Below are 14,879 nucleotides of genomic sequence, written 5' to 3' on the forward strand. Positions count from 1 at the left end.
GGCCGTCAGAACCGCCCCGCCAGCGTCAACCGCACGGCCGTCGGCTCGACCGGGTGGAAGTGCCGGTCGGCGACGCCCGCCGCCTCTCCGGGCAGGCGCGATTCATAATAGTAGGTGATCTGGTCGGCCCGGGCGTTCGTCAGGTTGAGCACGTCGAGGGCGAGGCTGACGCCATTGTCGAAGGCGTAGCCGATCCGGCCGTTGAGCAGGGCGGTCGGCTTCGAGCGCACCGAATTGTCCTCGATCAGGGGCCGCGGCCCGAAATAGCGGAAGCGCAGGGTCCCGAACCAGCCCTGGCCCTCGCCGAAGGTGACGCCCGCCGAAGCGATGGTGGTCGGTGCCTCCGGCACCCGCCGGCCGACCGGGTCGCGGTCGGCGAAGCGGGCATTGGTGAGGGTCAGGTCGCCCTCCAGCCGCAGCCAGGGCGTGACGGCGTAGTGGTTGCTCCACTCGATGCCGAAGCGGCGGGTCGGCCGGCTCGGCTCGGTGGTGCCGGTGTCGCCCTGGAACAGGTTCTCGGAGGCGAAGTCGAGCCTGAACAGGGCGAGGCTGGTCTCCAGCCCGGCGATCGAGCGGTTGCGGATCCCGACCTCGTGGCCCGTCGAGGGGACCAGGAACGGCGAGCGGGCGATATTGAACAGAGGGCTCGCCGGATCGACCGTCGCGGTGACGCCGCGGGCGTCGTTCGAGTGGAAGCCGCCGCCGTAATTCAGGTAGATCTCGGTATCCGCCCACGGCCCGAACACCGCGCCGAGCTTCGGGTTGACGATGCCGTCACGGGCTTTCCCTGAATTCGCGGCTGTGTCGGAGCGGACGTTGGCATAGTAGCCATCGGCCCGGAAGCCGACGCTGGTGCGCAGCCAGTCGGTCCAGCGCACCCGGTTCTCGTAGTAGAACGCCGCGCTCGCCTCCAGCACCCGGTCGTCGAGCACCGTCGAGCGGTATTGTCGGGCGGTGGTGTTGAACAGGCCGACCCGGATGTCGTCGGTGCGGGTCTGCACGCCGATCTCGTTCTCCATGGCCAGCCCGAACAGGTCGCCCTGGAAGACACGGCTGATTTCGCCGCCGCCGAGCACCCGGGCGTCGCGCTGGCGGAACTGATCGCCGTTGACCGGATCGTTCAGAAAGTAGGTGAAGTTGTTCCAGAGGTTCATCTGGTAGCGGATCACGTAGGCCGAGGCTCGCGTGATGCCGCCGGCATCCGACTGGCTCCAGCGCCCGGAGAGCGAGAAGCGCCCGGTGTCGCCGCCGTCGGTCGGATCGAGGCTGCCGTAGCGGCCGATGATCCCCTCCGCCACCGCGTGCTCGGGGATCTGGTTGGTGGCGTTCCACTTGGCCCAATAGGCCATGCCGGTGACGGAAAAGCCGTCCGTCGCCGTGCCCTGGCTGTAGCGGGCGACGCCGTTGAGCTTGCGCAGGGCATCGGGCACGACCCATGGCCCGTCATAGGCCTGCGCCTCGCCCGCGACGAGAAGGTTGCCGGCGCCGAGCGGCACCGAGGCCGCCGAGAGTCCGCGCCTGAAGCCGAAGCTGCCCAGCGTCGTCAGCGCGATGTTCCTGTCCAGTTTGTCGAGGTAGTCGATCCGCACCGAGCCGGCGGAGGCGAAGTCGCCGTCGCGGACGAAGTAGGGCCCTTTGTGGAATTCGACCGCGCCGACGAGCTCGGGGATCAGGAAGTTGAGGTCGGCGTAGCCCTGGCCATGGGCGTGGGTGCGCATGTTCACCGGCATGCCGTCGACGTGGATGGCGATGTCGGTGCCGTGGTCGAGGTTGAAGCCGCGCAGGAAGAACTGGTTGGCTTTGCCCTCGCCGGAATGCTGGGTGACGATCAGGCCCGGCACCGCCTCCAGCACCTCGCCCGGGCGGGTGACGGGCAGGCTGTTGATGACGGCCCCACTGACGATGCCGGCGCTCGCCGCCTCGACCGGGCGCAAGGCGCCGCCGATGCCGGTGATTCCGCCGGGATAGCCGGCGCTGGCCGCCCCCGGTGCGGCGGGGGCCGGCGCCTTCACCTCGATCTGGTCGAGGGGGATGGCGTCCTGGGCGTGAACGGCAACGGGCAGGCACGCGGCCAACGCCGCAAGGAACGGGAGACGGGAGACAGGCACGGGCGAGCCTTCACGGGCTGTGGCACGTCACCGTGGAGGCACCGACACACCCCGGCCGGCGCGGCCCACATGTGACCACGGCTGACGGCAGGTCTCCTGACTCGCGGGTCTCAGCCCTCGATCGTCTTCCCGGGTTCGCGGCCCAGTGACGTCGGTGATGGAGGGCTCGCCGCTCACAGTTGCGGGGGCAGCCGCGGCTTCTCGGCACCGCGTTCCCTTTTGATCCCCGAGGGGAACCGTCCCGTCGAGGTGTAGGCGGGACCGGGGCGGGCGCCAACGGGGCGCGCGCCGATTTGTCGGGCGTGTTGCCGGTTGTCGACGGGACACCGCGCGGGGTCCTGCTTTCCGCGCGACGCCGTCGCCTCAATCCGCCAGCGGCCGCGCCTCTTCCGGCAGCATGATCGGAATGCCGTCGCGGATCGGGTAGGCGAGCTTGGCCGAGCGGCTGATTAGCTCCTGGCGCGCGGAATCGTAGTCGAGCCGCTCCTTGGTCAGGGGGCAGACCAGGAGCTCGAGCAGCTTCGGGTCGATGCGGGTGGCCTCGAAGGAGGCGGGGGAATCGCTCACGGGACGTCCTTCCGAATGGTCCGGCGAAGGCCTTAGCCCAAAGCGCCGCCTATTGCAGCGTCGGCTCGGCGCCCGAGGCCCGCACCAGCTCCATCTCGGTCACGGCGATCAGCACCTCGGCCCGGGTCTTGAGGTCGGGCGCCTCCAGCATCGCCTGCTTCTCGCGCGGGCCGAACGGGCTCATCATGCACAGCGCATTCACCAGGGCCTCGTTCGGCGCCTCCTCGATCCCGGCCCAGTCGACCTTGAGGTCGTTGGCCTCGACGAAATCGCGCAGGGCCTTCAGCACGCCGGCGCGGTCCACCGCCTCTTCGCCGGCCCGGGCGTGGAAGTCGCTCTCGAACGGCGCGAAGGTGACCTTGCAGCGGCGAAAGCCCGTGGCGTTCGGCAGCTCCTCCTCGATCCGGAACCGGGCGATGCCGGTGAGCGAGATCAGGTAGCGGCCGTCGCCGGTCTCGGCGAACTGGGTCACGCGGCCGGCGCAGCCGACCCGGAAGAGCTTGGGCGAGAGCGGGGTCTCGCCGGATTCGGAATCCGGCTGGATCATGCCGATCACCCGGTCGGTGCGCAGGGCCTCGTCGATCATCGCGAGGTAGCGCGGCTCGAAGATGTTGAGCGGCATCTGGCCCCGCGGCAACAGCAAAGCCCCGGGGAGGGGAAAGACCGGGATCTCGGTCGGGCAGTCGGCCGGCCCCTTGTAGGCGACGTTCATGCTCATCGGCGTCGCTCCAGCGCGGATCGGAGGGGGCCCCGGGCTCCGTCGTCTCGGGCCCGGGGTCGCAAGCTGGATCTAGGGCGCGGCCCGCCGGCGTGGATACCTGACCGGCGTAATGCCGCGCCCGGGATGCACTTCGCGATTCACGTGGCCGCGTCGTCAGGAGAACATCAGGGTCGACAGCTTGCGCCGGCCGCGGATGGTCATCGGATCCATCGGCCCCCAGGCCTCGAACAGCTGGAGCAGCTGCTTGCGGGCGCCGTCGTCGTTCCAGGACCGGTCGCGGCGGACGATCTCGATCAGCTGGTCGACCGCCTCCTGCTGCTGGCCCTTGGCGTTGAGGCCGAGCGCGAGGTCGAACCGGGCCTGGTAATCGGCGGGATCGGCCTCGATCCGGCGCTGGAAGCCGGCGAGGTCGCCCAGCGACGCCGCCTGCTCGGCGAGCTCGATCGCGGCCTTCACGGCGGCGATGGCCGGGTCCTTGGCGGCCTCGGGCGGCGCGGCCTCGAGGAAGCGGCGCGCACCCTCGACGTCGTCGCGGTCGAGGAGCAGGCGGGCGAGGGCCGCGATGGCGCCGGCATGCCCCGGCTCCTGGCCCAGCACCGCGGCGTAGATCTCGGCGGCGGCGTCGGGATCGCCGGCCTCGGCGGCGCTCTGCGCCTCCGCCATCAGGTCCTCGACCGCGGTCGGGCCGAGGGGGCCGACCAGGCGCTCGATGAAGGCCTTGATCTGAGCCTCGGGCAGGGCGCCCATGAAGCCGTCCACCGGCTGGCCGCGCTGAAACGCGATCACCGCCGGGATCGACTGGATGCCGAGCTGGCCGGCGATCTGGGGATGCTCGTCGATGTTCATCTTGACGAGCTTGACCTTGCCGCCTGCGTCCTTGACGGCCTTCTCGATGATCGGGGTGAGCTGCTTGCACGGCCCGCACCACGGCGCCCAGAAATCGACCAGCACCGGCTGCTGCAGGGATTCCTGCATCACGTCCTGGCGGAAGGTCGCGGTGGTGGTGTCCTTGATCAGGGCGCCCGCGGGGGGCTGGCCGGCCGCGGGAGTGTCGGTGAGCATCGATGACCTCGGGAGAACGGCCTTCACGTCGCGGGCCTGGACGGCCCGCCGATCAGATGGGGTAGACCGGCCGCCCCGGCCAGGGCAAGGCGCGGAAAGCCTGAAAAAGAACGGAAAAACCGCAAAGCCGGACGCCGGGCCCGCGGGCCTGGCGTCCGGCGCTCCGTCACGCTGCCGCCGGTGCGGCCTGGCGCATCCGGCCGATCATCAGCGACATCAGCGCGGCCATCAGGGCGGTGAGGCCGGCGGCCAGGAACGCCTCGAGGTAGCGCCCTTCCGAGGCCCGCACCAGGCCGGCGCCGAAGGCGGCGGTGGCGGCCCCGAGCTGGTGGCCGGCGGCGATCCAGCCGAACACGATCGGGGCGTCGCGCTCGCCGAAGGCCTCGTTGGCGAGCCTGACCGTCGGCGGCACCGTGGCGATCCAGTCGAGGCCGTAGAACACCGCGAAGATCGACAGGCTGTAGAACGAGAAGTCGGTGAAGGGCAGGGCCATCAGCGACAGGCCGCGCAGGCCGTAATAGACGAACAGGAGCTTGCGCGGGTCGTAGCGGTCGGTGAGCCACCCCGAGCCGGTGGTGCCGATGAGGTCGAACACGCCCATCAGCGCGAGCAGCCCCGCGGCCCGCACCTCCGGGATGCCCTGGTCGGCGCAGAACGAGATCAGGTGGGTGCCGACCAGCCCGTTGGTGGTGAGGCCGCAGATGAAGAAGGTGCCGAACAGGAGCCAGAAATCGCCCTTGGCGCTCGCCCGCACCAGCCCGTCGATCGCCGCCTTGAACGGATTGGCGCGCCGGGGCGGCTCGGAGACGGTACCCGGCGCCGCCCCGTAGGGGGTGAGGCCGATATCGGAGGGCCGCTCCGGCAGGAGCCAGGCGACGAGGGGGATCAGCGCCGCGATGGCGCAGGCGACGGTGAGCACCACCGGCTGCCAGCCGCCCGCCTGCGCGATCGCCGCGAGTCCGGGCAGGAAGACCAGCGTGCCGGTGGCGGTGCTGGCGGTGAGAAGGCCCATGAACAGGCCGCGGCGCACGGCGAACCAGCGGTTCACCACGGTGGCGCCGAGCACGATGGCGACGCAGCCGCTGCCGAGGCCCGACAGCACGCCCCAGGTGGCGATGAGGTGCCAGGGCTCGCTCATCAGCGCGCTCAGCGCCGTCGAGGCCGCCATCAGGGCGAGCGCGCAGAGCAGGGTGCGGCGGATGCCGAAGCTCTGCATCAGGGCCGCCGCGAAGGGCCCGACGAGGCCGTAGAGGAAGATGCCGAGCCCGGCGGCGAAGGAGGTGGTGCCGCGGCTCCAGCCGAAGGCCTGCTCCAGCGGCAGGATCAGGACGCCGGGCGAGGCCCGCAGGCCCGCCGCCGCGAGCAGGCACAGGAAGATCACGCCCACCACCACGAAGGCGTAGTTCTGGCCGAAGGGCCGCGGTCTCGGAGCGGCAGGGGAGGCGAGGCCCCGCGGCGACACGGTCGAACTCATGCTGGGACATCCTCCCCGAATCGTGCTAGGACGTTACGTACCAGTCAGTAACATCGTCAAGGGTGAAATCATGGCGGAGGGGCATGACGGCAGCGCACCCGTCCGGGCCGGCGACCGGATCCGGGCCGCCGCCCGCGATCTGTTCTACGACCGCGGCTTTCGCGGCGTCGGCGTCGACGAGATCGTGGCCCGGGCCGGGGTGACGAAGCCGAGCCTCTATCGCGGCTTCGCCTCGAAGGACGCGCTCGTCGTCGCCTGCCTGGAGGATTACGACCTGCGCCTGCGCTCCCGCCTCGACGAGGCGCTGGCGGCCCATCCGGACGATCCGCGAGCCGGCCTCGTCGCCTTCGTCGACGGCATCGCGACGCGCAGCGCCCGGCCGGGCTTTCGCGGATGCGGCCTCTCCAACGCCGTGGCCGAGTATCCGGAGGCGGACCATCCCGTCCGCGCGGCGGCACGGGAGGGCAGGCGCGCGCTCCATGCCCGCCTCGCCGAGGTCGCGGGCGCGCTCGGCGCCGAGGCGCCCGAGCGCCTCGCCGACGCCATGCTGCTCCTCGTCGAGGGCGCCTTCGCCTGCGGGCAGATCTTCGGGCCCGACGGGCCGAACCGCTCGCTGTCCGGCGCCGCCGAGATCCTGATCGCCGCGAGCCGGCCCGGAGCGTCAGCATCGCGCGGTGCACCATAGAATTCCGGCAATAAATCGGGGGGCGGCGGCAGCACGGCCTTGATTCCGTCGCCGTGATCGGTCGATACGCGAGAGTTGACGCCGATCGCGGCCCATCGCCTCTCAGGCAGAGTCCGGGCCGCGACCCCCGTGGAGTAGAGCGTATGACCCTCGTACGACGTTTCCAGGTCGCGCCGGCGCTGGTCCGCCTGATCCGCAAGGAGCGCGGCTCCTCCCGCATCACCGAAGGGTATTTCCCGCCCCAGTCCGGCCGGACCTCGTTCGTGCGCGTCGATGGCGGCCAGTGCCACCTCGTCCTCGTCACCTCCGACGGCGGCGCCTCCAGCGAGGAGCGCACCGAGGTGCCGCGCGCCCACGGCGACGCGCTGCTCGACGTCTGCGCCGGCCGCGCCGCCTACGACCGGACTCAGGTGGCCCTCGGCAACGGCCGCGACGCCCTGATCGACCGCTACGTCGCCCCCGGCCACGTCGATGTCGTCGCGGTGGTGTTCGACAATCCCGACGAGGCCAACGGCTTCCCGGTGCCGCCGTGGTTCGGCCCCGAGGTCACGACCGATGCCGCCTACGAGGGCCGCAGCATCGCGCTCCAGGGCGTGCCGCAGCCCGGCGAGATCGGCCTGTCCAACGCCGCCCTCGACGCCGTGCTCGACCTGATCGAGCCGCGCTACGGCTTCGGCCGCTACGCCGCGCCGAGCCGCAACGGCGAGGAGACCGGGGTGGTCAATGCGCTCCGCCGCATCTCGACGCCGCCGCAGCCCGAACCGCCGCCGCCTCCGCCGCCGGAGCCCGAGCCCGTCCACGAGGCGCCGCCCCCGCCGCCCCAGGCCGAGGCCGCTCCCGAGCCGCCGCCGCCCCCGCCGGAGCCGCACCCGGATACCCGCATCGACGACGTGATCGAGAGCCTGTCCCAGGCGCTCGGCGCCGCGGTGCCGGGCGGGGATGCCGCCCGCGACGACGGCACCCCCGCCTTCGAGCGCTGGACCGTGCGCCCGCGCCGGACCCAGCCGACGCCCTGATCATCCCGCCGGTCTCCCGCCTGCCGCTTGCGCCGCCGCGGGAGACCGTCGATCGGGACGCTACTCCGCGGCTTCGACGCGGTCGGGCTCCTCGACCCGCGACGCCGATCCGAACAGCGTCGCGAAGTAGTTGAGCAGCTCGGTGAGGCTCTCCCGCTCGACGCCCGAGACCAGCGCGTTCTTGTCCTGCGGCAGCGGCGTCATGCCGGCGAGGACCACGTCCGAGTAGGCCATGCCGTGCTGGTAGAGGGCCTGGGCGGCGAAGCCGATGGAGTCGTGCGGCGGAACCCGCACCGGCAGTCCGACGAGGCTGCCGCGACGCTCCGGGACGAAGTGGACGGTCTGGCCGGGGAAGCTGGCGCCCTGGACCGGCGTGTAGGTCACCTGCGACCCCTGCGACCAGCCCAGCAGGCGGGACGAGAGCGCCGCGACGTCGGCGGGTGTGGCGACCGCGTTGGGCGGCAGCGGGGTACGATCGACGTTGCCGTAGATCACGTTCACGTTGTTGAGCGTGCGGATCGTCGGATCGGCATCGGCGGTGCCCCAGGCCTGCGGGACGACGTCGAGCGTATTCCAGATGTCGAGGTTCCATGACTGCCACGCCACCGGACCCGGCACGGCGGGAAGCACCTTCGCGAAGGTCTGCGCGAACACGTCGTTTCCGGGCGAGGCGCCGGCCGTCGGATAGACGTAGGTCGTCGCGATGCCCGGCGCCGCCCCGGTCTGCGCGAGGTAGAGGCCGAGCGCGGCCGACAGGGCGCCGCCGAGGCTGTGACCGGTCACGACCAGGATGTCGGCCTCGCTCGTGGCGAGATGCTCGACCAGCGTCTGCTTCGGCGTCGTGGACGAATCGACCATTCCGAGCAGGGTGCAGAGCCCGGTGGCGGTGCCGACGGAGATGTAGGCCTCGTCCGCCGCGGGCGGGGAGGCCGGGATCTCGGTCGGTGTCTTGAGGAAGTCCGCCCAGGAGACGACGCCCGTGATCGCCGTCCCCTTGCCGCCGCCGGCGCCGTCCTCGTCGGTCCAGTCGAAGGTCGACTCCGCCGCCGTGCCCGCGATGGCGACGACGACCATCTTCTTCACCGTCTTGTCCGGGAAGGTCACGTCGCTGCAGGCCACCAGCATTGCGTTGTCGGCGACGCCCGAACCGGGATTCTGAAACACGACCGGTCCCCAGGTGACCGTCCACGCGCCGATCAGCCCCTCGACGCTCTGATCGGATGGCGCATTCCCCTTGTAGGTCAGATACAGCTTGAGGTGATTTTCCAGCTCCCGCTGCAATAGATCTTGCTTTCCCTTCATTCTGATGAGATGGTTGCTCATCATTGAGAGCGAAAATACCTGCTGATAGACGTCGTATGTTGGCGTCATTTCATGAGATCCTTGGTCTACCACTGCGTCATAGCGATAAAAATAACAGAGGTCGACTTTCAATATTTTTATTGTTCAGCATTGACATGAAAATATACTGTATTTTCAAGGGCATATCAAAAATATATTTTGTGCTTGAAAATCGTGATGGCGAGCCGTGCGGTTCCGGCGAATCGCCGTTGCGGAACGTCGGCGCCGGGCGCGGCGGAACGCGTCGCGAAACGGCCCAGCACGAATGAACCACCCCGCGCAATCCATCGGACCGTTGACGCCGCCGCGCGCGCGCGGCATGCCGCTTCTGGCCCGGCGCGCGACAGGTCGTGCGAGGGGTGTCGCGCGGCGGGCGAGCGACCAGGCCGCCCCGGTTCCGGGTGTCGCAGAGGCATCGGTGCCGGGACGGGACAGGCGAAGGGTCTTTACGATTTTCTACTTGGACGTCGCGGCGCGGACTTCCTACACTGTCCGGGCCGCGGCCTGTTCCACACGACAGACACGCGGCGGAGGCCGCACCGCGACGGCCGATCCCAAGGCGGCGGCCGGCACCTCGGGGAGAGAACGAACATGCAGCACGCCACGCCGTCCGCGACGGCCACGGGCTCGTCGCAGCCCTGGTACAAGGTCCTCTACATCCAGGTTCTGATCGCCATCGCGCTCGGCGTCCTGCTCGGCTACGTCGCGCCCGACACCGCCAAGGCGATGAAGTGGCTCGGCGACGCCTTCATCGCGCTCATCAAGATGATGATCGCGCCGATCATCTTCTGCACCATCGTGCACGGCATCGCGTCGATCGGCGACCTGAAGAAGGTCGGCCGCGTCGGGCTGAAGGCCCTGATCTACTTCGAGGTGGTGTCCTCTCTGGCCCTCCTCATCGGCGTGATCGTCGGCGAGATCGTGCAGCCGGGCGCCGGCTTCGGCGTCGATCCCTCGAAGCTCGATGCGAAGGCGGTCGCCGGCTACGCCGCCAAGGCGCAGGCCGATTCGACGGTCGCCCACATCATGGCGATCATTCCGAAGAGCTTCTTCGACGCCTTCGCGGGCGGCGACCTGCTGCAGATCCTGCTGATCGCAGTGCTCACCGGCGTCGTCATCACGGGTCTCGGCGAGCGCGGCAAGCCGGCGATCCACGCCATCGAGGCGGCAGGCGAGATCTTCTTCCGCATCATCGGCATGATCGTGAAGCTCGCGCCGATCGGCGCCTTCGGCGCCATGGCCTACACGATCGGCGAGTACGGCATCGGCAAGCTCGGCAACCTGATCGGCCTCGTCGCCACCTTCTACCTGACGAGCCTGCTCTTCGTGCTCGTGGTGCTCGGCCTGATCGCCCGCTTCTCCGGCTTCTCGATCCTCAAGTTCCTGGCCTACATCAAGGACGAGCTCCTGATCGTGCTCGGCACCTCCTCCTCGGAGACGGTGCTGCCGCACATGATGCAGAAGATGAAGCGGCTCGGCGCCTCGGATTCGGTCGTCGGCCTCGTCATCCCGACAGGTTACTCGTTCAACCTCGACGGCACCAACATCTACATGACGCTGGCGACGTTGTTCCTGGCGCAGGCCGTCGGCGCCGATCTCAGCTTCGGGCAGTACGCCACCATCATCGCGGTCGCGATGCTGACCTCGAAGGGGGCGTCGGGCGTCACCGGCGCCGGCTTCGTCACGCTCGCCGCGACGCTGGGGGCGATTCCCGGCAACCCGGTGCCCGTCGCCGCGATGGCGCTGATCCTCGGCATCGACAAGTTCATGTCGGAGTGCCGCGCGCTCACCAACCTCGTCGGCAACGGCGTCGCCTGCGTGGTGGTCAGCCGCTGGGAGGGCGAGCTCGATCCGGTCAAGCTGCGCGAGGTGATGGCCAACCCGCTGGCGATCGGCACCGAGATCGCCGACGAGAAGCCGGTCCCGGTCGCCCCCTGACCGCGCGATGACCGCCCTGCGCATCGGCATCGATCTCGGCGGCACCAAGATCGCCGGGATCGCCCTCGATCCCGACGGCCTCGTCCGGGCCGAGCGGCGGATCGCGACCCCGCGGGGCGATTACGACGCCTCGCTGCGGGCCATCGCGGCCCTCGTCGCGAGCCTGGAGGCGCAGGGCGGCGGCCCCGGCAGCGTCGGGATCGGCATTCCCGGCGCGCTGGTGCCGGCGACCGGCCGGGTCAAGAACGCCAACTCGACCTGGCTCAACGGCCGGCCGCTGGGTGAGGATCTGGAACGGGTTCTCGCCCGCCCGGTGCGGCTGGAGAACGACGCCAATTGCCTCGCGGTCTCCGAGGCCGTCGACGGGGTGGGGCAGGGGCATGCCCTCGTCTGGGCGGTGATCCTCGGCACCGGCGTCGGGTCCGGAATCGCGCTGTCGGGCCGGGCCCTGTCCGGGCGCCAGCGCATCGCCGGGGAATGGGGCCACAACCCGCTTCCCGCCCCCCGCGACGACGAGCGCCCGGGCCCGGCCTGCTATTGCGGCCGGACCGGCTGTCTCGAGACCTGGCTCTCCGGCCCGGGCCTCGCCGCCGACCACGCCCGCCGCACCGACCGGGCGATGACCGGCGAGGCGATCGTCGCGGCGATGCGCCGGGGAGATGCGGCGGCGCGGGAGACCTTCGCGGCCTGGCTCGACCGCCTCGGGCGCGGCGTCGCCGCGACCGTCAACCTGCTCGACCCGGACGTGATCGTGCTGGGTGGCGGCCTCTCGACCATTCCGGAGATCTACGACGCCTTGCCTTCGCGCGTCGCCCCGCACGTCTTCGGCGGCGGCTTCGACACGCCGATCCTCCAGAGCCGCCACGGCGACGCCTCGGGCGTGCGCGGGGCGGCGTGGCTGTGGAACGACCCGGATACCTCTGCCGCCTGAGGCGTGCTAGGCGGTTGCCTCGACCGCCTTTCCGTCGCCGGGAGACAAAGCGTGCCGGCCAGACCCGTCGACCTCGACCCGGCCTCGATCCGCATTCTCGAGCACCTGCAGCAGGACAGCGAGATCGGCATCGGCGACCTCGCCGAGGCGGTCGGCCTCTCGACCTCGCCGTGCTGGCGCCGGGTGGCCGACCTCAAGGCGCGCGGCATCATCCGGCGCTGCGTCGCGGTGGCCGACCCGCAGGCGCTCGGACTCCACGTCAACGTCTTCGTCCACGTCTCGCTGGAGAAGCAGAACCAGGCCGCCCTCCAGGCCTTCTCCGATGCCATCCGTCACCGGCCGGAGGTGATGGAGTGCTACCTGATGAGCGGCGAGGCCGATTACATGCTGCGCGTCGTGGTCGAGGACCTGGCTCAGTACCAGCGGTTGATCGTCGATCACCTGACCCGGATCCCCGGCGTGGCGAAGATCCGGTCGAGTTTCGCGCTCGACCAAGTGAAGTACACGACGGCGCTGCCGCTGGACCATCTGAAAGAATAATTCAGCGTTGAGCCCCTCTCCCCTCCTACCTACGACCTTATCTGAGGTGTCAGTCGATTGAAGATCGACTGGACTCGAAGGAGGGCCCCAGAAATCTCAGCGATCCCTGGAGGTCTCCTTCGAGGCTCAGCGATTTTCGATCGCCTCGCACCTCAGGACGAGGTCGCGGGCGGGAAGCGGGGGCGTGTGCGCCGCTCACGCGCTCCGGACCGCCTTCGCCCCGCGCGAAAAATACGCCCGCCGTTCCCCCTCCGCCCGGCTGAACGCCGCCCGCACCTGCAGCAGGTCCTTGCGGGTGAGGAGCCCGACGAGTTGGCCGCTCGCCGGATCGGTGACCGGCAGGCGGCCCTGGCCGGTCGCCAGCATCAGGTCGATGGCATGCGCCGTGACGTCGTCGGGATGAACGACGCAGAGCGAGGCATCCGAGACCCGCTCGTCGAGGCGCTCGCCCTCGTGCCCGCCTTCTGTCGTCCACAAGAGCGCATCGGCCCGCGAGACGAGGCCGACCGGGCGCCCGGCCTCGTCCAGGACCGGGTAGATCCGGTGCCGTCCGGCTTCCAGCACCGCGACCGCCTCCGGCACCGGCAGGGCGCCCGGCAGGGTGTCGACGCCGCGCACCATCACGTCGGCGACGCGGGTGAATTCATGCGGATCGATGCCGTATTCGCGGGTGACGTGCTGGCCGCGCCGGGCGATCTTCTCGGTGAGGATCGAGCGCTTGAGCAGCAGCACCGTCACCGCGTAGGCCGCCGCCGAGGCCGTGAGCAGGGCCGGCAGCGCGGGCAGGTTCCCGGTCAGCTCGACGGCGAACAGCGCGCCGGTGAGCGGCGCCCGCATCGTGCCCCCCAGCATCGCCGCCATGCCGAGCAGCGCCCAGAAGCCCGGCTGGCCCGGCAGCATCGTGCCGATGAGCCAGCCCATCGCCCCGCCGAGGATGAGGAGCGGCGCCAGCACGCCGCCCGACGTGCCCGACGACAGGGCGACGAGCCAGATCGCCGCCTTGACGCCGAGGATCAGCAGCACGGCCTTGAGCGCGGGATGGCCGCCGAGCAGGTCGGCGATGACGTCGTAGCCGACGCCGAGGGCCCGGGGCTCGATCAGTCCGCCGAGGCCGACCGCGAGGCCGCCGAGGACCGGCCACCACATCCAGTGGATCGGCAGGCGCTCGAACGCGTCCTCGCAGGCGTAGAGCAGCCGCGTGAGAAATCCCGACAGGAGCCCCGCCGCGATTCCGAGGCCGGCGCAGGCGAGAAGGCCCCACCACGGCAGCGCCGGATCGGCCGCGACGGGAAACAGCGGTCCCTCGCCGAACAGGGCCGGGCGCAGCATGGTCGCGGTCATGGCCGCGGCCGCGACCGGGATGAAGCTGCGCGGGCGCCACTCGAACAGCAGGAGCTCGACCGCGAGCAGCACGGCGGCGACCGGCGTGCCGAAGATCGCCGTCATGCCGGCGGCCGCGCCGGCGACGAGCAGCGTCTTCCGCTCGGCGGCACTCAGGTGGAAGAACTGCGCGAACAGCGAGCCGAGGGCACCGCCGGTCATGATGATCGGCCCCTCGGCGCCGAACGGCCCACCGGTGCCGATCGAGATCGCCGAGGAGACGGGTTTCAGCACCGCGACCTTCGGCAACATCCGGCTGCCGCCGATCAGGATCGCCTCGATCGCCTCCGGGATGCCGTGGCCGCGGATTTTTTCCGAGCCGAACCGCGCCATCAGGCCGATCACGAGGCCGCCGAGCGGCGGCAGGCAGACCATCCACAAGGAGGGCGTCGCCGTCGCCAGGGAGGCGGGGCCGGCATCGAACCGGCCGAACCAGGCGAGGTTGGTCACGAGCCCGATCAGGGCGAGAAGCCCCCAGGCCGCGACGGTGCCGGCGAGGCCGATCGCCAGCGCCATGGCGACGAGGACGAGGAGGCGCCGGTCGGCGCGGAAATCGGCGAGGGCGCGGGGCCGGACAGGCGCGGGTGTGCGGGAATCGGACATACGGCGAGGGTCGAGAGAGGCTGCGATGCCGTGCAATATATATCGTATTACGATATTTTCAAACGGGGCTGAGACGCGATGAGAGAGGATTCGGACGAGAGGCTGTCGCGGGAGGAATACGCGGCGATCGCGGCGTTCCGGCTGGAGCTGCGGCGGTTCCTCGCCTTCAGCGAGGCGGCGGCCGCGAAGGTCGGCCTGCCGGCCCAGCAGCACCAGGCACTCCTGGCGATCGCCGGCCATGACGGCCCGCCGACGGTCGGCTTCGTGGCCGAGCAGCTCCTGGTGGCGCCGCAGACCGCGGCCGAACTGGTCTCGCGCATGGTCGAGGCGGGGCTCCTGACGAAGGCCGCCTCGCCTCAGGACCGTCGGCGCCTCGCCCTGACGCCGACGCCGAAGGCCGAGGCGCTGCTGGCCCGGCTGACCGCGGCGCATCTGGAGGAGTTGCGCACGCTCGAGCCGGCGCTGACCCGGGCGCTCGGCCGCATGCGCCGCTGCAGTGTCGAGGAGTGACGG

13 protein-coding genes and 1 riboswitch are annotated in these 14,879 nt (G+C 70.5%); of the genes, 6 read left to right on the forward strand and 7 right to left on the reverse strand.

The window, feature by feature from the left end:
• Positions 1-5 precede the first annotated feature (5 nt).
• The 5 genes from ABZT49_RS26175 to ABZT49_RS26195 all read right to left on the reverse strand — a co-directional run bounded on the left by ABZT49_RS26175 (position 6) and on the right by ABZT49_RS26195 (position 5,932).
• Positions 6-2,033 (reverse strand): TonB-dependent receptor, encoded by a 2,028-nt coding sequence (locus ABZT49_RS26175; protein ID WP_407943574.1) that lies wholly within the window; start codon positions 2,031-2,033, stop codon positions 6-8.
• Positions 2,034-2,176: 143 nt separating this feature from the next.
• Positions 2,177-2,364: riboswitch (cobalamin riboswitch) on the reverse strand.
• Between the two features lie 107 nt (positions 2,365-2,471).
• The gene (locus ABZT49_RS26180; RefSeq protein WP_093566809.1) at positions 2,472-2,675 is read right to left on the reverse strand and encodes a Trm112 family protein; all 204 of its coding nucleotides are present in this window, start codon (positions 2,673-2,675) and stop codon (positions 2,472-2,474) included.
• A gap of 49 nt (positions 2,676-2,724) precedes the next feature.
• Positions 2,725-3,393: an LON peptidase substrate-binding domain-containing protein gene (locus tag ABZT49_RS26185; RefSeq protein WP_093566808.1), complete on the reverse strand. Its 669-nt coding sequence runs from the start codon at positions 3,391-3,393 to the stop codon at positions 2,725-2,727.
• 156 nt (positions 3,394-3,549) lie between these two features.
• Positions 3,550-4,458 (reverse strand): thioredoxin, encoded by a 909-nt coding sequence (trxA, locus tag ABZT49_RS26190; protein ID WP_355290419.1) that lies wholly within the window; start codon positions 4,456-4,458, stop codon positions 3,550-3,552.
• A 166-nt stretch (positions 4,459-4,624) separates the two neighbouring features.
• A complete protein-coding gene (locus tag ABZT49_RS26195) occupies positions 4,625-5,932 on the reverse strand; it encodes an MFS transporter (RefSeq protein ID WP_355290421.1) in 1,308 nt (435 codons plus the stop codon).
• 70 nt (positions 5,933-6,002) lie between these two features.
• Here ABZT49_RS26195 and ABZT49_RS26200 point away from each other — a divergent pair, with 70 nt between their 5' ends.
• Entirely contained in the window at positions 6,003-6,617 is a 615-nt protein-coding gene (locus ABZT49_RS26200; RefSeq protein ID WP_355290423.1) for a TetR/AcrR family transcriptional regulator, read from the forward strand.
• 143 nt (positions 6,618-6,760) lie between these two features.
• The gene (locus tag ABZT49_RS26205) at positions 6,761-7,633 is read left to right on the forward strand and encodes a hypothetical protein (RefSeq protein ID WP_355290425.1); all 873 of its coding nucleotides are present in this window, start codon (positions 6,761-6,763) and stop codon (positions 7,631-7,633) included.
• A 60-nt stretch (positions 7,634-7,693) separates the two neighbouring features.
• Here the strand turns inward: ABZT49_RS26205 and ABZT49_RS26210 are convergent, their stop codons facing one another.
• Positions 7,694-8,797 (reverse strand): lipase family protein, encoded by a 1,104-nt coding sequence (locus ABZT49_RS26210; RefSeq protein WP_355290427.1) that lies wholly within the window; start codon positions 8,795-8,797, stop codon positions 7,694-7,696.
• Between the two features lie 768 nt (positions 8,798-9,565).
• Between ABZT49_RS26210 and ABZT49_RS26215 the strand changes: the two genes are divergently transcribed.
• From ABZT49_RS26215 to ABZT49_RS26225, 3 genes are read left to right on the forward strand one after another with little or no spacing between them, the layout of a single operon-like run.
• Complete coding sequence (locus ABZT49_RS26215; RefSeq protein WP_355290429.1) at positions 9,566-10,912, forward strand: dicarboxylate/amino acid:cation symporter; 1,347 nt, start codon at positions 9,566-9,568, stop codon at positions 10,910-10,912.
• A 7-nt stretch (positions 10,913-10,919) separates the two neighbouring features.
• Positions 10,920-11,843, forward strand: coding sequence for an ROK family protein (locus ABZT49_RS26220; RefSeq protein ID WP_355290430.1), 924 nt, complete (start codon positions 10,920-10,922; stop codon positions 11,841-11,843).
• Positions 11,844-11,894: 51 nt separating this feature from the next.
• Positions 11,895-12,383 carry an Lrp/AsnC family transcriptional regulator gene (locus ABZT49_RS26225; RefSeq protein WP_093566801.1) on the forward strand — a complete coding sequence of 163 codons (489 nt, stop codon included), beginning with the start codon at positions 11,895-11,897 and terminating at the stop codon, positions 12,381-12,383.
• A 195-nt stretch (positions 12,384-12,578) separates the two neighbouring features.
• On the opposite strand, the gene ABZT49_RS26230 is transcribed toward ABZT49_RS26225, so the two are convergent.
• The gene (locus tag ABZT49_RS26230) at positions 12,579-14,366 is read right to left on the reverse strand and encodes a chloride channel protein (protein WP_355290432.1); all 1,788 of its coding nucleotides are present in this window, start codon (positions 14,364-14,366) and stop codon (positions 12,579-12,581) included.
• Positions 14,367-14,444: 78 nt separating this feature from the next.
• Between ABZT49_RS26230 and ABZT49_RS26235 the strand changes: the two genes are divergently transcribed.
• On the forward strand, positions 14,445-14,876 hold the full coding sequence (locus tag ABZT49_RS26235; protein ID WP_355290434.1) for a helix-turn-helix domain-containing protein: 432 nt from the start codon (positions 14,445-14,447) through the stop codon (positions 14,874-14,876).
• Positions 14,877-14,879: the final 3 nt, after the last annotated feature.

The organism is Methylobacterium sp. EM32 (assembly GCF_040593685.1).
Classification (GTDB): Bacteria; Pseudomonadota; Alphaproteobacteria; order Rhizobiales; family Beijerinckiaceae; genus Methylobacterium.

Bases quoted from the DNA above. Each gene is read 5' to 3' on its own strand.
- trxA (WP_355290419.1), bottom strand. From the start codon at position 4,458: ATGCTCACCGACACTCCCGCGGCCGGCCAGCCCCCCGCGGGCGCCCTG.
- ABZT49_RS26235 (WP_355290434.1), top strand. From the start codon at position 14,445: ATGAGAGAGGATTCGGACGAGAGGCTGTCGCGGGAGGAATACGCGGCG.
- ABZT49_RS26230 (WP_355290432.1), bottom strand. From the start codon at position 14,366: ATGTCCGATTCCCGCACACCCGCGCCTGTCCGGCCCCGCGCCCTCGCC.
- ABZT49_RS26215 (WP_355290429.1), top strand. From the start codon at position 9,566: ATGCAGCACGCCACGCCGTCCGCGACGGCCACGGGCTCGTCGCAGCCC.
- ABZT49_RS26185 (WP_093566808.1), bottom strand. From the start codon at position 3,393: ATGAGCATGAACGTCGCCTACAAGGGGCCGGCCGACTGCCCGACCGAG.
- ABZT49_RS26220 (WP_355290430.1), top strand. From the start codon at position 10,920: ATGACCGCCCTGCGCATCGGCATCGATCTCGGCGGCACCAAGATCGCC.
- ABZT49_RS26205 (WP_355290425.1), top strand. From the start codon at position 6,761: ATGACCCTCGTACGACGTTTCCAGGTCGCGCCGGCGCTGGTCCGCCTG.
- ABZT49_RS26195 (WP_355290421.1), bottom strand. From the start codon at position 5,932: ATGAGTTCGACCGTGTCGCCGCGGGGCCTCGCCTCCCCTGCCGCTCCG.
- ABZT49_RS26200 (WP_355290423.1), top strand. From the start codon at position 6,003: ATGGCGGAGGGGCATGACGGCAGCGCACCCGTCCGGGCCGGCGACCGG.